Origin of the sequence: Streptococcus sp. k-402, assembly GCF_013277515.1 — a bacterium.
Taxonomy (GTDB): Bacteria; Bacillota; Bacilli; order Lactobacillales; family Streptococcaceae; genus Streptococcus.
In genome coordinates, this window is the sequence record NZ_VMNB01000003.1 from 279928 (window position 1) to 301293 (window position 21366).

The following is a 21366-nucleotide window of genomic DNA, read 5'->3' on the forward strand; positions in this document are numbered from 1 at the left end:
AAAAATTAGAGAGTTAAAGTTTTTCTAGTTAAAAGCTTGAAATTTTCTAAAAAACCAGGTATTATATTTTCGAAAGAAACAAAAATATTTTCGAAAGAAAGGTGCTTACGATGGTAAATACAGAAGTAGCAAGAACAACAATCAAGACAGAATATTTTGGCAGCCTTACTGAAAGGATGAACAAATATCGAGAAGATGTCTTAAATAAAAAACCTTATATTGATGCTGAGAGAGCAGTTCTAGCAACACGCGCTTATGATAGATATAAGGAACAACCTAATGTCCTAAAACGCGCCTATATGCTCAAAGAAATTTTGGAAAATATGACTATCTATATCGAAGAAGAATCTATGATTGCGGGAAATCAAGCTTCTTCCAATAAAGATGCTCCTATTTTTCCAGAATATACGCTAGAATTTGTTCTTAATGAGTTGGATCTTTTTGAAAAGCGTGATGGAGACGTTTTCTATATTACAGAAGAAACAAAAGAACAACTTAGAAGTATCGCTCCATTCTGGGAAAATAATAATTTACGTGCGAGAGCTGGTGCCTTGTTACCTGAAGAAGTGTCTGTTTATATGGAAACAGGATTCTTCGGTATGGAAGGTAAGATGAACTCTGGAGATGCTCACTTAGCAGTTAACTATCAGAAACTGTTGCAATTTGGTTTAAGAGGTTTTGAAGAGCGGGCTCGTAAAGCGAAAGCAGCACTAGATTTAACAGATCCAGCAAGTATTGATAAATATCATTTTTACGACTCTATATTTATCGTAATAGATGCTATTAAAGTATATGCAAATCGCTTTGTTGATCTTGCTAAAAGTTTAGCCGAAAATGCAAATCCTAAACGTAAGAAAGAATTACTTGAGATTGCAGATATTTGTTCTCGAGTCCCATATGAACCGGCAACTACTTTTGCAGAAGCTATTCAATCAGTTTGGTTTATTCAATGTATTTTACAAATTGAATCTAATGGCCACTCTCTTTCATATGGCCGTTTTGATCAATATATGTATCCATATATGAAGGCTGATTTAGAAAGTGGTAAAGAAACAGAAGATAGCATTGTTGAACGTCTGACAAATCTTTGGATTAAAACCATTACAATTAATAAGGTCCGCAGTCAAGCACATACATTTTCTTCAGCAGGAAGTCCTTTATATCAAAATGTTACAATTGGTGGACAGACTCGAGATAAGAAGGATGCTGTTAACCCATTATCTTATTTGGTATTAAAATCAGTTGCACAAACCCATCTACCGCAACCTAATCTAACTGTACGTTACCATGCAGGTTTAGATGCTCGTTTCATGAATGAGTGTATTGAAGTGATGAAACTTGGTTTTGGTATGCCTGCATTTAATAATGATGAGATTATCATTCCTTCTTTTATTGCAAAAGGAGTATTGGAAGATGATGCTTATGATTACAGTGCCATTGGATGTGTTGAAACGGCAGTTCCAGGGAAATGGGGCTATCGTTGCACAGGTATGAGTTATATGAACTTCCCTAAGGTTCTACTTATCACGATGAATGATGGAATTGATCCGGCTTCGGGTAAACGGTTTGCACCAAGCTTTGGTCATTTTAAGGATATGAAGAACTTTTCTGAATTAGAAAATGCTTGGGATAAAACACTAAGATATTTGACACGAATGAGTGTTATTGTTGAAAATTCTATTGATTTATCATTGGAACGAGAAGTTCCTGATATTCTATGTTCAGCATTGACTGATGATTGTATTGGTCGTGGAAAACACCTTAAAGAAGGTGGAGCAGTATATGATTATATATCAGGTTTGCAAGTTGGAATTGCAAATTTGTCGGATTCATTAGCTGCAATTAAAAAATTGGTATTTGAGGAAGAACGTATAAGCCCAAGTCAGCTTTGGTATGCACTGGAAACAGATTATGCCGGAGAAGAAGGTAAGGTCATTCAAGAAATGTTGATTCATGATGCACCTAAGTACGGTAATGATGATGATTATGCTGACAAATTGGTTACTGCTGCTTATGACATTTATGTTGATGAAATTGCTAAATATCCTAATACACGTTATGGAAGAGGTCCTATTGGAGGAATTCGTTATTCAGGAACATCTTCTATCTCAGCCAACGTAGGGCAGGGACGTGGAACATTAGCAACTCCAGATGGACGCAACGCGGGTACACCGTTAGCAGAGGGTTGTTCACCATCACATAATATGGATCAACACGGCCCTACATCTGTTTTAAAATCTGTTTCAAAATTACCAACAGATGAAATCGTAGGTGGGGTTCTCTTAAATCAGAAAGTAAATCCTCAAACCTTAGCCAAAGAAGAAGATAAATTAAAACTAATTGCTTTGTTACGAACATTCTTTAATCGTTTACATGGGTACCATATTCAATACAATGTTGTTTCCAGAGAGACGTTGATTGACGCTCAGAAACATCCTGAAAAACACAGAGACTTAATTGTTCGTGTTGCAGGATACTCTGCATTCTTCAATGTTCTTTCTAAGGCAACCCAAGATGATATTATAGGACGTACTGAGCATACTTTGTAAAATAAAGAGGTTCTTTTTATGGAATTTATGCTTGACACATTAAATTTAGATGAGATTAAAAAGTGGTCTGAAATTTTACCGCTAGCTGGGGTAACTTCAAATCCCACTATTGCAAAAAGAGAGGGTTCTATTAATTTTTTTGAACGAATCAAAGATGTAAGAGAATTGATTGGCTCTGCACCCTCTATTCATGTTCAGGTGATTTCTCAAGATTTTGAAGGCATCTTAAAGGATGCTCATGAAATTCGGAGACAAGCAGGAGATGATATATTTATCAAAGTACCTGTTACTCCAGCTGGATTACGTGCAATAAAGGTGCTAAAAAAAGAGGGCTACCATATCACTGCAACAGCTATTTATACAGTTATTCAGGGATTATTAGCTATCGAAGCAGGAGCGGATTACCTAGCTCCATATTATAATAGAATGGAAAATCTGAACATTGATTCAAATTCTGTCATTCGTCAATTAGCTCTTGCTATTGATAGACAGAACTCTCCTAGTAAGATTTTAGCTGCATCCTTTAAAAATGTAGCACAAGTAAATAATGCTTTAGCTGCAGGTGCGCATGCTGTTACAGCAGGAGCAGATGTTTTTGAATCAGCTTTCGCCATGCCATCTATCCAAAAGGCGGTTGATGATTTTTCTGACGACTGGTTTGTTACTCAACATAGTCGTTCCATTTAGGTAGAAAGGAAACAAACATGAGAATTTTTGCTAGTCCTTCGAGATATATTCAAGGGGAAAATGCCTTGTTCGAAAATGCCAAATCAATATTGGATTTGGGGAATCGTCCTATTCTATTATGCGATCAGTTGGTTTATGATATTGTTGGAAAACGATTTGAAGATTACCTACATAGGTATGGTTTCCATATTGTTCTAGCCAAGTTTAATGGTGAAGCTTCTGACAATGAAATCAATCGAGTTGTTGCCTTGGCTGAGAAAGAAAATTGTGATAGTATTATCGGTCTTGGTGGAGGAAAGACGATTGATAGCGCAAAAGCTATTGCAGATTTGATTGAAAAGCCTGTTATTATTGCTCCAACAATTGCATCGACCGACGCACCTGTATCTGCTTTATCTGTTATTTATACAGATGAAGGTGCATTTGATCATTATCTATTTTATTCTAAAAATCCAGATTTAGTTTTGGTTGATACAAAAGTTATTTCACAAGCCCCTAAGCGTTTATTAGCGTCTGGTATTGCAGATGGTTTAGCAACTTGGGTTGAGGCGCGTGCGGTTATGCAGGCAAATGGAAAAACTATGTTGGGACAACAGCAAACGTTGGCTGGAGTTGCAATTGCGAAGAAATGTGAAGAAACGCTGTTTGCAGATGGTTTACAGGCTATGGCAGCTTGTGAAGCTAAAGTGGTGACACCAGCATTAGAAAATATTGTTGAAGCTAATACTCTATTGAGTGGTCTAGGTTTTGAAAGTGGAGGATTAGCTGCGGCGCATGCAATTCATAATGGTTTTACTGCATTAACAGGTGACATTCATCATTTAACACATGGTGAAAAAGTAGCTTATGGAACTTTGGTACAACTTTTATTGGAAAATAGACCTAAAGAAGAACTTGATAAGTATATTGAGTTTTACAAAAAAATTGGCATGCCAACAACTCTAAAAGAAATGCATTTAGATCAAGTTGGATATGATGATTTAATAAAAGTTGGTAAACAAGCAACTATGGAGGGTGAGACAATCCATCAGATGCCGTTTAAGATTTCGCCTTCAGATGTTGCTCAAGCTATCATCGCTGTAGACGCCTATGTAAATTCAAAATAAACAATAAGGACTACTGTTTTCCAAATGGTAGTCTTTTATTGATCCTCGTATTGAATCCGACGTTCTTCATAAATCAAAAAGCGACATAGGTTGTCGGCTATTTATTATAAATACATTAATTAGCATTCCAGTCGTATCTTCGGTCTAAAGTTAGTATTTTGTGTTATAAGAGATAAGCTTCTTATTTTGCTCTTTGATTTCCCGCATAACAATAAGATAAAAAAGTGGGTGACAGAGCAATTCAGAGCCATCAAAATTAATGAAATACAGTATACAGTTTTTTCTTTTAACACATTTCAAATTCCCTCAAAAATGGTATAATAGTAACATCACAAAATTGGAGAGAGACCATGAGTTTTTATAATCATAAAGAAATTGAGCCTAAGTGGCAGGGCTACTGGGCAGAACATCATACATTTGAGACAGGTACAGATGCATCAAAACCGAAGTTTTATGCTCTTGATATGTTCCCTTATCCGTCTGGAGCTGGTCTGCACGTAGGACACCCAGAAGGTTATACTGCAACCGATATCCTCAGTCGTTACAAACGTGCGCAAGGCTATAATGTCCTTCACCCAATGGGTTGGGATGCTTTTGGTTTGCCTGCAGAGCAATACGCTATGGATACAGGTAATGACCCAGCAGAATTTACGGCGGAGAACATTGCCAACTTCAAACGCCAAATCAATGCGCTTGGATTTTCTTATGACTGGGATCGTGAAGTCAACACAACAGATCCAAACTACTACAAGTGGACGCAATGGATTTTCACCAAGCTTTACGAAAAAGGCTTGGCCTATGAAGCGGAAGTGCCAGTAAACTGGGTTGAGGAATTGGGAACAGCCATTGCCAACGAAGAGGTCCTTCCTGATGGAACTTCTGAGCGTGGAGGCTATCCAGTTGTCCGCAAACCAATGCGTCAATGGATGCTCAAAATCACGGCTTACGCAGAGCGCTTGCTCAGTGACTTGGATGACCTGGACTGGCCAGAGTCTATCAAAGACATGCAACGCAACTGGATTGGTAAATCAACTGGTGCTAATGTAACTTTTAAAGTTAAGGGGACAGACAAGGAATTCACAGTCTTTACCACTCGTCCTGATACCCTTTTCGGTGCGACTTTCACTGTTTTGGCTCCTGAACATGAATTAGTAGACGCTATCACAAGTTCAGAGCAAGCAGAGGCAGTAGCAGACTACAAACACCAAGCTAGCCTCAAGTCTGACTTGGCTCGTACAGACCTTGCTAAAGAAAAAACAGGGGTTTGGACTGGTGCTTATGCCGTCAACCCTGTCAATGGTAAGGAAATCCCAATCTGGATTGCGGATTACGTTCTTGCTAGTTATGGAACAGGTGCTGTCATGGCTGTGCCTGCCCACGACCAACGTGACTGGGAATTTGCCAAACAATTTGACCTTCCAATCGTCGAAGTACTTGAAGGTGGAAACGTTGAAGAAGCTGCCTACACAGAAGATGGCCTTCACGTTAATTCAGACTTCCTAGATGGACTCAACAAAGAAGACGCTATTGCCAAGATTGTGGCTTGGTTGGAAGAAAAAGGCTGTGGACAAGAGAAGGTTACCTACCGTCTCCGCGACTGGCTCTTTAGCCGTCAACGTTACTGGGGTGAGCCAATTCCTATTATTCATTGGGAAGATGGGACGTCAACAGCTGTTCCTGAAAGTGAATTGCCACTTGTCTTGCCAGTAACCAAGGATATCCGTCCTTCAGGTACTGGTGAAAGTCCACTAGCTAACTTGACAGATTGGCTTGAAGTGACTCGTGAAGATGGTGTCAAAGGTCGTCGTGAAACTAACACCATGCCACAATGGGCAGGTTCAAGCTGGTACTACCTCCGCTATATTGACCCACACAATACTGAGAAATTGGCCGATGAGGATCTTCTTAAACAATGGTTGCCAGTAGATATCTACGTTGGTGGTGCAGAGCATGCCGTTCTTCACTTGCTCTACGCTCGTTTCTGGCACAAATTCCTCTATGACCTCGGTGTTGTTCCGACGAAAGAACCATTCCAAAAACTCTTTAATCAAGGAATGATTTTGGGAACAAGCTACCGTGACCACCGTGGAGCTCTTGTAGCGACTGACAAGGTTGAAAAACGTGACGGTTCTTTCTTCCATGTGGAAACAGGAGAAGAGTTGGAGCAAGCACCAGCTAAGATGTCTAAATCGCTTAAGAACGTTGTTAACCCAGACGATGTGGTGGAACAATACGGTGCCGACACCCTTCGTGTCTATGAAATGTTCATGGGGCCACTTGATGCTTCAATCGCTTGGTCAGAAGAAGGTCTGGAAGGAAGCCGTAAATTCTTGGATCGTGTTTACCGTTTGATGACAAGTAAAGAAATCGCTGCGGAAAACAATGGTGCTCTTGACAAGGTCTACAATGAAACAGTCAAAGCTGTTACTGAGCAAATCGAGTCTATGAAATTCAACACAGCTATTGCCCAACTTATGGTCTTTGTCAACGCAGCTAACAAGGAAGATAAGCTTTATGTAGACTATGCCAAAGGATTTATCCAATTGATTGCCCCATTTGCACCTCACTTGGCAGAAGAACTTTGGCAAACTGTTGCAGCAACAGGTGAGTCAATCTCTTACGTAGCTTGGCCAACATGGGATGAAAGCAAATTAGTTGAAGACGAAATCGAAATCGTTGTCCAAATCAAAGGAAAAGTTCGCGCTAAACTCATGGTCGCTAAAGACTTGTCACGCGAAGAATTGCAAGAAATTGCTCTAGCGGATGAAAAAGTCAAAGCAGAAATTGACGGTAAGGACATCATGAAAGTGATTAGTGTACCAAATAAATTGGTTAATATTGTTGTAAAATAACCAATTTATTTGCTGATTTCCAACCTCAAACAGTTTCCCAAACTGTTTGAGCCAACTAAACTCGTTAATATCGTTGTGAAATAAGATAGGAATCCTTCAGAGTAGAATCTGGAGGATTTTTTGAATCTTCTTATGAAAGTATGATATACTATGTGCAACTATAAAGTTTGAAAAGTAAAACAAGGAGAAAAAAATGCCAGTAAACGAATATGGTCAGATGATTGGGGAGTCAATGGCAGGTTATACACCAGGTGAATTGCCTGCTATTGATTTCTTAGAAGGGCGTTATGCTCGAATAGAGGCTCTCTCGGTAGAAAAGCATGCGGAGGATTTATTAGCTGTTTATGGCCCTGATACGCCTCGGGAAATGTGGACCTACCTCTTTCAGGAATCAGTGGCAGACAGAGAGGAACTGGTTACTCTTTTAAATCAGATGTTGGCTCGTAAGGACCGTTTTTACTATGCAATCATAGACAAGGCAACTGGTAAGGCTTTGGGAAGTTTTTCTCTTATGCGCATTGACCAGAATAACCGAGTAATAGAAGTGGGAGCTGTCACTTTTTCTCCAGAGCTCAGGGGGACACGGATAGGAACAGAAGCCCAGTATCTCTTGGCTTGCTATGTCTTTGAGGAGCTTAACTATCGTCGCTATGAGTGGAAATGCGATGCTCTTAACCTGCCATCAAGACGAGCTGCGGAACGTTTGGGCTTTGTCTATGAAGGAACCTTCCGTCAGGCAGTCATTTATAAGGGGCGTACGAGAGATACGAATTGGTTGTCTATGATTGATAAGGACTGGCCTAAAGTCAAATCTCGTTTGGAAACATGGTTGGCGCCTGAAAATTTTGATAAAAATGGACGGCAGTACAAGAGCTTGAGAGAATTCTAAGAGGTGATGACATGATAACTATTAGAAAGCAAGAAATTATCAAGCTAGAGGATATTTTGCATCTCTATCAGGCAGTAGGTTGGACAAATTATACCCATCAACCTCAGATGCTGGAGAAGGCCTTGTCTCATTCATTAGTAATTTATCTGGCACTTGATGGTGATGCTGTGGTGGGATTGATTCGTTTGGTTGGAGATGGTTTTTCATCAGTTTTTGTACAGGATTTGATTGTTTTGCCTAGCTATCAGCGCCAAGGGATTGGTAGCTCCTTGATGAAAGAGGCTTTAGAGGATTACAAAGATGCTTATCAAGTCCAGCTGGTGACAGAACAGACAGAAAAAAACGTGGGATTTTATCGTTCTTTGGGTTTTGAAGACTTATCTACCTATGATTGTATAGGAATGACTTGGATAAACAGAGAAAAATAATAAAACTTGTTTGTTCTTAAGTAAAGTTTAAGGATGGTCTAGTATTATATAGTTATTAAATAAAGACCTCCTAACTTTATTTAATGAAATTCTAAAACTTTTTTCATCATAATCTCCTAATGAAGCCACCTAATCAGGTGGCTTTTTTCGTGGGTAGGTGATGGTGATAGAATTTTTTTGCAGAATAGTAAAATTTGAGAAAAGTTAAGCTAGTTTTAAGCTTCGTCTTGTATCATATAGTTATTAAATAAAGACCTCCTAACTTTATTTAATAAAATCCTAAACTTTTCTTTTTCATAATAATCTCCCTTAACTCCACCCAATCAGGTGGAGTTTTTTGGCTCTATTTCAGGCTTTTGGTTACTATTCTAAAAATCATTTTTCGATATTTTTCGGATTTTGGTCGGGGAATTGGCGGGGACTTTTTTAGGAAATATGACTAAGAAATAGGTTTGTTGTTACTTCAGCTACTTCAAACTCAATTTGATTGTAAGTGACTGTTAATTGAAGGACTGGAACTACTGTAATAATGATTTTGCTTGTCTAGTAGTGGCGTATTAAATGAGAAGTGACATGTAAGATTGTCTCTTCGTTTACGAAATCAAAATTTCTATGAAATTGATAGAATCCCTAATTTTCTCTTAAACTTGAAAGTCTTGTTGTAAAGCGGTTAAAGCTTGAGAAGCTGAATTGATGAAGATATAAACCTTTGACAAATTTTGTGAACTGTGGGATAATGGAGAGGAATTAAGGATTAGTTCTATATCATGGACTAGAAAAGACCCCAAGCTAACTTCCACATTAAGCTCGGGGTCTTTTTTGACACTATCTATCTTTGTTTAGCCATTTATCGACTAAGCGAAGGATGACACCGACCACAATCGGTCCGATGATAGTTTTAAGGATTAGTTTCATCATGGGCTATCTCACCTCCTTTCGTAGGCGGTGTAGAAGTGCCGTATAATATTATACCACATAAGTGCTAAACTCAGGAGTCACCCAATCGGGTGGAGTTTTTTTGCTCTATTTCAGGCTTTTGGGGACTATTTTAAACATCATTTTCCGATAACTTTTACTTAATCTTATAAACTTTATTGGACAGATTCTAAAGTTGGAGAAGCTGAATTGATGAAGATATAAACCTTTGACAAATTTTGTGAACTATGGGATAATAAAAGGGAATTAAGTATTGTGTCTATATCATAGGCTAGAAAAGACCCCAAGCTCACGACCAAATAAGCTTGGGGTCTTTTTGACACTATCTGTCCTTGTTTAGCCATTTATCAACTAATACTCTTCGAAAATCAAATTCAAACCACGTCAGCTTCACCTTGCCGTACTCAAGTACAGCCTGCGGCTAGCTTCCTAGTTTGTTCTTTGATTTTCATTGAGTATAAGCGAAGAACGACACCGACCACAATTGGTCCGATGATAGTTTTAAGTATTGTATCCATCATGGGCTATCTCACCTCCTTTCGTAGGAGCTGTAGCAGTGCCGTAGAATATTATACCACATAAGTGTTAAACTCAGGAGGCACCAATTCAGTGGCTTTTTTGTTTGTGGCTTGGTTTTTTGATATAATAGAGCCATGAGTAGAATTTTAGATAATGAGATAATGGGGGATGAGGAGTTAGTAGAACGCACACTCCGTCCTCAGTATTTACGTGAATATATCGGGCAGGATAAGGTCAAGGATCAGCTCCAAATCTTTATCGAAGCTGCCAAAATGCGGGATGAAGCGCTGGATCATGTCCTTTTATTTGGACCTCCAGGTTTGGGGAAAACGACCATGGCCTTTGTTATTGCCAACGAACTGGGTGTCAATCTCAAGCAGACGTCTGGACCTGTCATTGAAAAAGCCGGTGATCTGGTAGCGATTTTGAATGACTTAGAGCCTGGGGATGTTCTCTTTATTGATGAGATTCATCGTTTGCCCATGTCGGTGGAAGAGGTGCTTTATAGTGCTATGGAGGATTTCTACATTGATATTATGATTGGGGCTGGTGAAGGCAGTCGCAGTGTTCATTTGGAGTTGCCACCTTTTACCTTGATTGGTGCGACGACTCGGGCAGGTATGCTCTCCAATCCGCTACGGGCACGTTTTGGGATCACAGGTCATATGGAGTACTATGCTCATGCTGACTTAACAGAAATTGTCGAGCGAACGGCAGATATTTTTGAGATGGAAATCACTCATGAGGCAGCTTCTGAGTTGGCTTTGCGGAGTCGTGGAACCCCTCGTATTGCCAATCGTCTCCTCAAGCGCGTGCGCGATTTTGCCCAGATAATGGGGGATGGGGTTATCGATGATCTTATTACCGATAGGGCTCTGACCATGCTGGATGTTGACCATGAAGGTTTGGACTATGTGGACCAAAAAATTCTTCGGACCATGATTGAGATGTACGGTGGTGGCCCTGTCGGATTAGGAACTCTCTCTGTCAATATTGCCGAAGAGCGTGAGACTGTAGAAGACATGTATGAGCCTTACTTGATTCAAAAAGGCTTTATCATGCGAACACGTTCTGGACGAGTGGCGACAGCTAAGGCATATGAGCATTTAGGGTATGATTACAGTGAAAAATGAACAAGAAATTCTAGAGGCTTTTAGAAAAAATCCAGATATGATGGCTATTCTGACTATCATCCAAAACCTGGAGTTGACAGATTCCTGGTTGGCAGCAGGTTCTGTCAGAAATTTTATCTGGAATCTCTTGTCAGACAAATCCCCTTTTGACTGTGAAACAGATGTGGATGTAATTTTCTTTGATCCAGATATTTCTTATGAGGAAACCTTGTCCCTAGAGAAAAAACTAAGAGCGGACTTTCCTGAGTATCAGTGGGAATTGAAAAATCAAGTCTATATGCACCAGCATAGCCCTCATACTGCTCCTTATACCAGTTCCCGTGATGCCATGAGTAAGTATCCAGAACGATGTACGGCTGTTGGACTACGCTTGAATGAAGAATCGGATTTTGAGTTCTATGTACCTTATGGTTTGGAGGATATTTTGAATTTTCAAGTTCGTCCAACTCCTCATTTCTTAGAAAATGAAGACCGAATGGAACTTTATCGAACACGTCTATCCAAGAAAAATTGGCAGGAGAAATGGAAAAATTTGATTTTTAAAAATACTTAAGGAAACTTTAAGCTAGGAAGTGTATACTAAGTTCATAAGTTAAGAAGACCTTAACTTAAACTCCTAAAACTTTTTCATAATAATCTCCCTATAAAAAATAGAGTCGCCCAATCAGGCGGCTTATTTTTTTGAAAAATGGGCTTTGCGCCTGAGAATAATACTCAATGAAAATCAAAGTGCAAACTAGGAAGCTAACCGCAGGTTGCTCAAAACACTGTTTTGAGGTTGCAGATAGAGCTGACGTGGTTTGAAGAGATTTTCGAAGAGTATAAATAGCTTAGTGATAGAAGAAAATAGGAAAATATGGTATAATGAAACGATAGATTTTTGAATAGGAATAAGATCATGTTTGGATTTTTTAAGAAAGATAAGGCTGTGGAAGTAGAGGTTCCGACACAGGTTCCTGCTCATATCGGCATCATCATGGATGGGAATGGTCGTTGGGCTAAAAAACGTATGCAACCGCGAGTCTTTGGACACAAGGCGGGCATGGAAGCATTGCAAACTGTGACCAAGGCAGCCAACAAACTAGGCGTCAAGGTGATTACAGTTTATGCTTTTTCTACGGAAAATTGGACCCGTCCAGATCAGGAAGTCAAGTTTATCATGAACTTGCCAGTAGAGTTTTATGATAATTATGTCCCTGAATTGCATGCGAATAATGTTAAGATTCAAATGATTGGGGAAACGGACCGCCTGCCTAAGCAAACCTTTGAAGCTCTGACCAAGGCTGAGGAATTGACTAAGAACAACACAGGTTTGATACTTAATTTTGCTCTTAACTATGGTGGACGTGCTGAGATTACACAGGCTCTTAAGTTGATCTCCCAGGATGTGTTAGATGCCAAAATCAACCCAGGTGACATCACAGAGGAATTGATTGGCAACTATCTCTTCACCCAGCATTTGCCTAAGGAGTTACGAGACCCAGACTTGATTATCCGTACTAGTGGAGAATTGCGTTTGAGCAATTTCCTTCCATGGCAGGGAGCCTATAGTGAGCTCTATTTTACGGACACCTTGTGGCCTGATTTTGACGAGGCGGCCTTGCAGGAAGCCATTCTTGCCTACAATCGTCGTCATCGCCGATTTGGAGGAGTTTAGGAGGAAATATGACACAGGATTTACAGAAAAGAACCTTGTTTGCAGGGGTTGCTCTGGCTATTTTCCTACCGATTTTGATGATTGGGGGACTCTTGCTTCAGATAGCAATTGGAATCATAGCTATGCTAGCCATGCATGAACTTTTGAAGATGAGAGGTCTAGAGACCATGACGATGGAGGGCCTCTTGACCCTCTTTGCAACCTTTGCCTTGACCATTCCCTTGGAAAATTACCTGACTTTTTTGCCAGTTGATGGGAATGTGGTTGCTTATAGTGTGTTGATTTCAATCATGTTAGGAACGACTGTTTTTAGCAAGTCGTATACGATTGAGGATGCGGTTTTCCCTCTGGCTATGAGTTTCTATGTGGGCTTTGGATTTAATGCTTTACTAGATGCTAGAATTGCAGGGTTAGATAAGGCACTATTAGCCTTATGTATCGTTTGGGCGACAGACAGTGGTGCCTATCTTGTTGGGATGAACTATGGTAAACGAAAATTAGCTCCGACAGTTTCTCCAAATAAAACCTTTGAGGGTGCCTTGGGTGGTATTTTAGGTGCGATTTTAGTAACTATTATCTTTATGATAGTTGACAGTACAGTTGCTCTTCCGTATGGAATTTACAAGATGTCGGTCTTTGCTATTTTCTTTAGCATTGCTGGACAATTTGGTGATTTACTGGAAAGTTCGATCAAGCGTCACTTTGGTGTTAAGGATTCTGGGAAATTTATCCCTGGACATGGTGGTGTTTTGGATCGTTTCGATAGTATGTTGCTTGTATTTCCAATCATGCACTTGTTTGGACTCTTTTAATCAAAAGATGGAGGAAACACTATGCTCGGAATTTTAACCTTTATTCTGGTTTTCGGGATTATTGTAGTAGTGCACGAGTTCGGCCACTTCTACTTTGCCAAGAAATCAGGAATTCTAGTGCGTGAATTTGCCATTGGTATGGGACCCAAAATCTTTGCTCACATTGGCAAGGATGGGACGGCATATACCATCCGAATCTTGCCTCTGGGCGGCTATGTCCGCATGGCCGGTTGGGGTGATGATACAACTGAAATTAAGACAGGCACTCCTGTTAGTTTGACGCTTACTGATGATGGTAAAGTTAAACGCATCAATCTTTCAGGTAAAAAATTAGATCAAACAGCCCTCCCTATGCAGGTGACTCAGTTTGATTTTGAAGATAAGCTCTTTATCAAGGGCTTGGTTCTGGAAGAAGAAAAAACATTTGCGGTGGATCACGATGCAACGGTTGTGGAAGCAGATGGAACTGAGGTTCGGATTGCACCTTTAGATGTTCAATATCAAAATGCAACTATCTGGGGCAAACTGATTACCAACTTTGCAGGCCCTATGAACAACTTTATCTTAGGTGTCGTTGTTTTCTGGATTTTAATCTTTATGCAGGGTGGTGTCAGAGATGTTGATACCAACCAGTTCCATGTCATGCCTCAAGGGGCTTTGGCCAAGGTGGGAGTGCCAGAAACGGCACAGATTACCAAGATTGGCTCACATGAGATTAGCAACTGGGAAAGTTTGATTCAGGCTGTGGAAACAGAAACCAAAGATAAGACGGCCCCAAGTTTGGATGTGACTATTTCTGAAAAGGGTAGTGACAAACAAGTTACGGTTACTCCGGAAGAAAGTCAAGGCCGTTACCTTCTAGGTGTTCAACCGGGGATTAAGTCAGATTTTGTATCCATGTTTGTAGGCGGTTTTACAACTGCTGCTGACTCGGCCCTCCGAATTCTATCAGCTCTGAAAAACCTGATTTTCCAACCGGATTTGAACAAGCTAGGTGGACCTGTTGCCATCTTTAAGGCAAGTAGTGATGCTGCTAAAAATGGAATTGAGAATGTCTTGTACTTCTTAGCAATGATTTCCATCAATATCGGGATTTTTAATCTTATTCCGATTCCAGCTCTGGATGGTGGTAAGATTGTGCTCAATATCCTAGAAGCTATCCGCCGCAAACCATTGAAACAAGAAATTGAAACCTATGTCACCTTGGCCGGAGTGGTCATCATGGTTGTCTTGATGATTGCTGTGACCTGGAATGACATTATGCGACTCTTTTTTAGATAATCGAGGAATATTATGAAACAAAGTAAAATGCCTATCCCAACGCTTCGCGAAATGCCAAGCGATGCTCAAGTTATCAGCCATGCTCTTATGTTGCGAGCTGGTTATGTTCGTCAAGTCTCAGCAGGTGTTTATTCTTATCTACCACTTGCCAACCGTGTGATTGAAAAAGCCAAAAACATCATGCGCCAAGAATTCGACAAGATTGGTGCCGTTGAGATGTTGGCTCCTGCCCTTCTCAGTGCAGAATTGTGGCGCGAATCAGGTCGTTACGAAACCTATGGTGAAGACCTTTATAAACTAAAAAACCGTGAAAAATCAGACTTTATCCTAGGTCCAACTCACGAAGAAACATTTACAGCTATTGTCCGTGATTCTGTTAAGTCTTACAAGCAATTGCCACTTAACCTTTATCAAATCCAGCCTAAGTATCGTGATGAAAAACGCCCACGTAATGGACTTCTCCGTACACGTGAGTTTATCATGAAGGATGCTTACAGTTTCCACGCTAACTATGATAGCTTGGACAGTGTTTACGATGAGTATAAGGCTGCTTATGAGCGTATTTTTACTCGTAGTGGTTTAGACTTCAAGGCTATCATTGGTGACGGTGGAGCCATGGGTGGTAAGGACAGCCAAGAATTTATGGCGATTACACCTGCTCGTACAGACCTTGACCGCTGGGTTGTCTTGGACAAGTCAGTTGCCTCATTTGATGAAATTCCTACAGAAGTGCAAGAAGAGATTAAGGCAGAATTGCTTAAGTGGATGGTTTCTGGTGAAGATACTATTGCCTACTCAAGTGAGTCTAGTTATGCAGCTAACTTGGAAATGGCAACAAACGAGTACAAACCAAGCAACCGTGTTGTCGCTGAAGAAGAAGTGACTCGTGTTGCAACTCCAGATGTTAAATCAATTGATGAAGTTGCAGCCTTCCTCAATGTTCCAGAAGAACAAACGATTAAAACCCTCTTCTACATGGCAGATGGTGAGCTTGTTGCGGCCCTTCTAGTTGGAAATGACCAACTCAACGAAGTCAAGTTGAAAAACCACTTGGGAGCAGATTTCTTTGACGTTGCTAGCCAAGAAGAAATTGCAAATGTTGTTCAAGCAGGATTTGGTTCACTTGGCCCAGTTGGTTTGCCAGAGAATATTAAAATTATTGCAGATCGTAAGGTGCAAGATGTTCGCAATGCAGTTGTCGGTGCTAACGAAGATGGCTACCACTTGACTGGTGTGAATCCAGGTCGTGATTTTACTGCGGAATATGTGGATATCCGTGAAGTTCGTGAGGGTGAAATTTCTCCAGACGGACAAGGTGTCCTTAACTTTGCGCGTGGTATCGAAATTGGTCACATCTTCAAACTCGGCACTCGCTATTCAGCAAGCATGGGAGCAGATGTTTTGGATGAAAATGGCCGTGCTGTGCCAATTATCATGGGATGTTACGGTATCGGTGTCAGCCGTCTCCTTTCAGCAATTATGGAGCAACACGCTCGTCTCTTTGTTAACAAAACGCCAAAAGGTGAATACCGTTATGCATGGGGAATCAACTTCCCTAAAGAATTGGCGCCATTTGATGTGCACTTGATTACTGTCAATGTCAAGGACGAAGAAGCACAAGCTCTGACAGAAAAACTTGAAACAAGCTTGATGGGAGCTGGTTACGAAGTCTTGACAGATGACCGTAACGAACGTGTCGGTGTTAAATTCAGCGATAGCGACTTGATTGGATTACCAATCCGTATTACTGTTGGTAAAAAAGCGGCTGATGGCATCGTCGAAGTGAAGATTAAAGCAACTGGTGATACCATAGAAGTTCATGCAGATAACGTGCTCGAAACGCTTGAAATCCTCAGCAAGAAATAAAAACTATAATCAGAAGAAAAACAAGGAAAAAATGTAACTAGTTTTTACCTTGTTTTTTCTGTATAATGGGAAAAATGAGTAGATAAAGAGGTAAATGTATGCTAAGATTTCCAAAGGATTTTGTCTGGGGATCCTCTACTTCTGGACCACAAACGGAAGGACGTATAGCTGGTGACGGTAAGGGAGATAATCTCTGGGATTACTGGTTCCAAGTGGAGCCAAATCGTTACTATAATGGGATTGGTCCAGATAAAACATCAACCTTTTATGAAAACTGGGAAAAGGATATTGAGCTACTGTTAGAAACTGGTCACACGGCCTTTCGGACTTCTATTCAGTGGTCACGGATTTTTCCACAAGGGTGTGGAAAAGTCAATCCTCAAGGTGTGGATTTTTATCGTAAGGTCTTTGAGGCTATTAAGGCTAAGGGAATTCGTCTTTTAGTCAATCTTTATCATTTTGATCTGCCTTTTGCCCTTCAAGAGGATGATGATGGTTGGGAAAATAAGGCGACTGTTTCAGCCTATGAAGACTATGCTCGTTTTTGTTTTGAGACTTATGGAGATTTAGTGGATCAATGGATTACCTTTAACGAGCCCATCGTTCCTGTGGAATTTGGCTATTTTTACGATGCCCATTACCCACATAAGGTGGATGCAGAGGCAGCCGTTAAAGTAGCTTATCATACACAATTGGCCAGCAGCCGGGCGGTTAAGGCCTGTCATGAACTCTTGCCTGATTCCAAGATTGGGATTGTCCTCAACTTGACACCGGCTTATCCACGTAGCCAGCATCCTGCTGATGTCAAGGCGGCTCGTATTGCGGACATTTTTCAGGCCCAATCTTTCTTAGATCCGTCCGTTTTGGGTACTTATCCACAGGAGTTAGTAGAAATCTTGCATGAACACGGTCTCTTGCCTGATGCTACAGAGGAGGAGTTGGATCTCATTCGTAACAATACGGTGGACTTCCTTGGTGTCAACTACTATCAACCTTTGCGTGTTATGGCTCCTCGATTTGCTAAGCATCCAGAGAGTCCACTCTTACCAGAACATTTTTACGAGCCTTATGTGATGCCTGGACGTAAAATCAATCCTCATCGTGGCTGGGAGATTTATGAGCAAGGGATTTATGACATTGCTCAAAATATCAAGGAAAATTATGGCAATATTGAGTGGATGTTGACAGAGAATGGTATGGGTGTTGAAGGGGAAGAAAAATTCCGTGAGAATGGAATGATCCAAGATGATTATCGTATTGACTTTGTAAAAGGTCATCTTCGTGAACTGCATCGTGCCATTGAAGACGGAGCCAATTGTAAGGGCTACTTAATTTGGACCTTTATTGACTGTTGGTCATGGCTCAATAGCTATAAAAACCGATATGGTCTAGTTGAGCTTGACTTGGAAACGCAAGAACGTCGTCTGAAAAAGTCAGGGCACTGGTTCAAGGAGTTAAGCGATAATAATGGATTTTAAAAAAGGACTCTGACTGATTATCCTAATTGGTCAGAGTCTTTTGCTTACAGGAGCGTAATTTGAACTATACCAATTTTTACTCTTGACAAGTGAAAGAAACAAGTATATACTGTTTTTGCTGATTCTATAAAAGAGGAATTAGACTATACCAATTTTAAGGAGAAAGCACAGCTGGTCTGTGTCGTATATACTATGTGTGGAATTGTTGGTGTTGTTGGAAACACAAATGCAACTGATATTTTGATTCAAGGGCTTGAAAAGCTCGAATACCGTGGTTATGATTCTGCGGGGATTTTTGTCCTAGGTGGTGCTGAGAACCATCTAGTCAAGGCTGTTGGTCGTATAGCAGAATTGTCTGCCAAGACAGCTGGTGTTGAGGGAACAACTGGTATTGGACATACTCGTTGGGCTACTCATGGAAAACCAACTGAAGACAATGCTCACCCACATCGCTCTGAGACAGAACGTTTTGTCTTGGTTCACAATGGAGTGATTGAGAACTACCTTGAAATCAAGGAAGAATACCTTGCAGGTCACCACTTCAAAGGGCAAACAGATACGGAAATAGCCGTTCACTTGATTGGAAAATTTGCGGAAGAAGATGGCTTGTCAGTTCTTGAAGCCTTCAAAAAAGCTCTTCACATTATCCGTGGTTCTTATGCTTTTGCCTTGGTTGACTCACAAGATCCTGAAGTCATCTACGTGGCTAAAAATAAATCACCACTTTTGATTGGTCTTGGGGAAGGCTACAACATGGTTTGTTCAGACGCCATGGCTATGATTCGTGAGACCAACCAATACATGGAAATTCATGACCAAGAGTTGGTCATTGTCAAGGCTGATAGTGTCGAAGTTCAAGACTATGATGGTAATAGTCGTGAGCGTGCTAGCTACACTGCTGAGCTTGATTTGTCAGATATCGGTAAGGGAACTTATCCTTACTACATGCTCAAGGAAATCGATGAACAACCAACAGTTATGCGCAAACTCATCCAAGCCTACACAGATGAGGCTGGTCAAGTTGTCGTAGACCCAGCTATCATCAAGGCTGTTCAAGACGCAGACCGTATCTACATCCTTGCAGCTGGAACATCTTACCATGCAGGATTTGCTTCTAAGAAAATGCTGGAAGAATTGACAGATACACCAGTTGAACTTGGTATCTCCTCTGAGTGGGGCTACGGTATGCCACTTCTCAGCAAGAAACCACTCTTCATCTTTATCAGCCAGTCTGGTGAAACAGCGGATAGCCGTCAGGTTTTGGTTAAGGCTAATGAAATGGGAATCCCAAGCTTGACAGTGACAAACGTACCAGGCTCAACTCTTTCTCGTGAAGCTAGCCATACCATGCTTCTTCATGCAGGTCCTGAAATTGCCGTGGCCTCAACCAAGGCCTATACAGCACAAATCGCAGCCCTTGCATTCTTAGCAAAAGCAGTCGGTCAAGCAAACGGCAATGCTAAAGCGCAAGCCTTTGACCTAGTTCATGAGTTGTCAATCGTAGCTCAGTCGATCGAATCAACTCTTTCAGAGAAAGAAACCATTGAAGCCAAGGTTCGTGAGCTTCTTGAAACAACTCGCAACGCCTTTTATATCGGACGTGGTCAAGATTACTATGTAGCTATGGAAGCAAGTCTCAAACTCAAAGAGATTTCTTACATCCAGTGTGAAGGTTTTGCGGCAGGAGAACTCAAGCACGGAACTATTGCCTTGATTGAAGAAGGAACGCCTGTTTTGGCCCTCTTGTCAGATCCAGTCCTTGCCAACCACACTCGTGGAAATATCCAAGAGGTCGCAGCCCGTGGTGCCAAGGTTCTCACTATCGCAGAAGAAAATGTTGCTAAAGAGACAGATGATATCGTCCTTACAACCGTACACCCTTACCTCTCACCAATCTCAATGGTCGTGCCAACGCAATTGGTCGCTTACTTTGCAACACTCCACCGTGGCCTTGATGTGGATAAACCACGTAACCTTGCCAAGTCAGTAACGGTAGAATAAGCTAAAAAAGTCTAGTTATCTAGGCTTTTTCTTGTGAGCAAATCGGTTGCTTGTACTCAAGATTCGTGTTAGAATAATTTTTCAAATTGAAGGACAGAGGTAGACAGGGAGAATCGCAATGGTAGAATTGGGAATTTCAACATTTGGGGAAACAACGGAGCTTGAAGGGACTGGGCAAACTTACAGTCATGCCGAACGTATTCGCCAGTTGCTGGCGGAGATTGAACTGGCTGATAAGGTTGGTTTGGATGTGTATGGTATTGGTGAGCACCATCGAGCAGATTTTTCAGTATCAGCTCCAGAGATTGTCCTGGCAGCTGGGGCAGTCAATACCAAGAAAATCCGTTTGACCAGTGCAGTCAGCATTCTCTCAAGTATGGATCCGATTCGCTTGTTCCAACAATATGCCACTATCGATGCTTTGTCAAATGGACGTGCGGAGATTATGGCTGGAAGGGGTTCTTTCACGGAATCATTTCCTCTGTTTGGCTATGATTTGAAAGACTACGAAGCCCTCTTTGATGAGAAATTAGACTTGCTTCAGTTAGTCAATGAAAAAACAAAACTAGACTGGCAAGGTCGCTTGACCCAAACAATCTCTGGCCAAGAAGTTTATCCTCGTCCAGTTCAGGACAAATTACCCTTGTGGATAGCGACAGGTGGTCATGTCGAATCAACAGTGAAGATTGCTCAGGCAGGCCTACCGATTGTCTATGCCATTATTGGTGGTAACCCTCGTTATTTTAAAAAGTTGATTCAGGCTTATCGTGAGATTGGGAGCGAAGCGGGTTATGCCAGTCAGGAACTAAAGGTTGGAGCTCATTCTTGGGGTTGGATTGCTGAGGATGGCGAGCAAGCGGTAAAAGATTATTTCCATCCGACCAAGCAAGTGGTGGATGCTATTTCCAAAGACCGTCCGCACTGGCAGGAATTGCGTTATGAACAATATTTGGAGCAGGTAGGGTCAAATGGCGCCATGTTTGTTGGCAATCCAGATCAGGTGGCCGAAAAATTGATTCGCATGATTGAGGATTTAGGTTTGGACCGCTTTATGCTCCATCTACCGCTTGGTTCCATGCCTCATGATCAAGTTCTGAGAGCTATTGAACTCTTTGGAACGAAAGTCGCACCAAAAGTTCGAGCTTACTTTGCCATGAAAGAGGCTTAATAAA

General features: G+C 41.1%; 17 protein-coding genes. 15 read left to right on the top strand and 2 right to left on the bottom strand.

Annotated features, from left to right (window positions below; all coding sequences use genetic code 11):
- Window positions 1-110 precede the first annotated feature (110 nt).
- The 6 genes from HT724_RS02480 to HT724_RS02505 all read left to right on the top strand — a co-directional run bounded on the left by HT724_RS02480 (window position 111) and on the right by HT724_RS02505 (window position 8511).
- Window positions 111-2549: a glycyl radical protein gene (locus tag HT724_RS02480; protein WP_173253801.1), complete on the top strand. Its 2439-nt coding sequence runs from the start codon at window positions 111-113 to the stop codon at window positions 2547-2549.
- Between the two features lie 18 nt (window positions 2550-2567).
- On the top strand, window positions 2568-3236 hold the full coding sequence (locus HT724_RS02485) for a fructose-6-phosphate aldolase (RefSeq protein WP_164226680.1): 669 nt from the start codon (window positions 2568-2570) through the stop codon (window positions 3234-3236).
- Window positions 3237-3253: 17 nt separating this feature from the next.
- Window positions 3254-4342, top strand: a complete 1089-nt coding sequence (locus HT724_RS02490) for a glycerol dehydrogenase (protein ID WP_164226681.1) — start codon at window positions 3254-3256, stop codon at window positions 4340-4342.
- A gap of 350 nt (window positions 4343-4692) precedes the next feature.
- Entirely contained in the window at window positions 4693-7194 is a 2502-nt protein-coding gene (leuS, locus tag HT724_RS02495) for a leucine--tRNA ligase (protein ID WP_173276149.1), read from the top strand.
- A 193-nt stretch (window positions 7195-7387) separates the two neighbouring features.
- The gene (locus HT724_RS02500; protein WP_173276150.1) at window positions 7388-8083 is read left to right on the top strand and encodes a GNAT family protein; all 696 of its coding nucleotides are present in this window, start codon (window positions 7388-7390) and stop codon (window positions 8081-8083) included.
- 11 nt (window positions 8084-8094) lie between these two features.
- Entirely contained in the window at window positions 8095-8511 is a 417-nt protein-coding gene (locus tag HT724_RS02505; RefSeq protein WP_173276151.1) for a GNAT family N-acetyltransferase, read from the top strand.
- A gap of 825 nt (window positions 8512-9336) precedes the next feature.
- Here HT724_RS02505 and HT724_RS02510 read toward each other — a convergent pair.
- Together HT724_RS02510 and HT724_RS02515 are read right to left on the bottom strand one after the other, a co-directional pair.
- Window positions 9337-9429 (bottom strand): type I toxin-antitoxin system Fst family toxin, encoded by a 93-nt coding sequence (locus tag HT724_RS02510; protein WP_173276152.1) that lies wholly within the window; start codon window positions 9427-9429, stop codon window positions 9337-9339.
- Window positions 9430-9851: 422 nt separating this feature from the next.
- Window positions 9852-9968 (bottom strand): type I toxin-antitoxin system Fst family toxin, encoded by a 117-nt coding sequence (locus tag HT724_RS02515; protein ID WP_173276153.1) that lies wholly within the window; start codon window positions 9966-9968, stop codon window positions 9852-9854.
- A gap of 132 nt (window positions 9969-10100) precedes the next feature.
- On the opposite strand from HT724_RS02515, the gene ruvB reads away from it, so the two are divergent.
- The 9 genes from ruvB to HT724_RS02560 all read left to right on the top strand — a co-directional run bounded on the left by ruvB (window position 10101) and on the right by HT724_RS02560 (window position 21362).
- The gene (gene ruvB, locus HT724_RS02520) at window positions 10101-11099 is read left to right on the top strand and encodes a Holliday junction branch migration DNA helicase RuvB (RefSeq protein ID WP_345890303.1); all 999 of its coding nucleotides are present in this window, start codon (window positions 10101-10103) and stop codon (window positions 11097-11099) included.
- Window positions 11080-11652, top strand: a complete 573-nt coding sequence (locus HT724_RS02525) for a nucleotidyltransferase family protein (protein WP_173276154.1) — start codon at window positions 11080-11082, stop codon at window positions 11650-11652. Before ruvB ends, HT724_RS02525 begins: the two co-directional genes overlap by 20 nt.
- 345 nt (window positions 11653-11997) lie before the next feature.
- Window positions 11998-12756, top strand: coding sequence for an isoprenyl transferase (locus HT724_RS02530; protein ID WP_000466722.1), 759 nt, complete (start codon window positions 11998-12000; stop codon window positions 12754-12756).
- Between the two features lie 8 nt (window positions 12757-12764).
- Window positions 12765-13568, top strand: a complete 804-nt coding sequence (locus tag HT724_RS02535) for a phosphatidate cytidylyltransferase (RefSeq protein ID WP_173276155.1) — start codon at window positions 12765-12767, stop codon at window positions 13566-13568.
- A 21-nt stretch (window positions 13569-13589) separates the two neighbouring features.
- Complete coding sequence (gene rseP, locus HT724_RS02540) at window positions 13590-14849, top strand: RIP metalloprotease RseP (RefSeq protein WP_173276156.1); 1260 nt, start codon at window positions 13590-13592, stop codon at window positions 14847-14849.
- 12 nt (window positions 14850-14861) lie between these two features.
- Window positions 14862-16715 (top strand): proline--tRNA ligase, encoded by a 1854-nt coding sequence (locus HT724_RS02545; protein WP_173276157.1) that lies wholly within the window; start codon window positions 14862-14864, stop codon window positions 16713-16715.
- A 98-nt stretch (window positions 16716-16813) separates the two neighbouring features.
- Window positions 16814-18193 carry a 6-phospho-beta-glucosidase gene (gene bglA, locus HT724_RS02550; RefSeq protein ID WP_173276158.1) on the top strand — a complete coding sequence of 460 codons (1380 nt, stop codon included), beginning with the start codon at window positions 16814-16816 and terminating at the stop codon, window positions 18191-18193.
- A gap of 192 nt (window positions 18194-18385) precedes the next feature.
- Window positions 18386-20194 (top strand): glutamine--fructose-6-phosphate transaminase (isomerizing), encoded by a 1809-nt coding sequence (glmS, locus tag HT724_RS02555; protein ID WP_173276159.1) that lies wholly within the window; start codon window positions 18386-18388, stop codon window positions 20192-20194.
- 118 nt (window positions 20195-20312) lie between these two features.
- Window positions 20313-21362 (top strand): LLM class flavin-dependent oxidoreductase, encoded by a 1050-nt coding sequence (locus tag HT724_RS02560; RefSeq protein ID WP_173276160.1) that lies wholly within the window; start codon window positions 20313-20315, stop codon window positions 21360-21362.
- The last annotated feature ends 4 nt before the right edge of the window (window positions 21363-21366 follow it).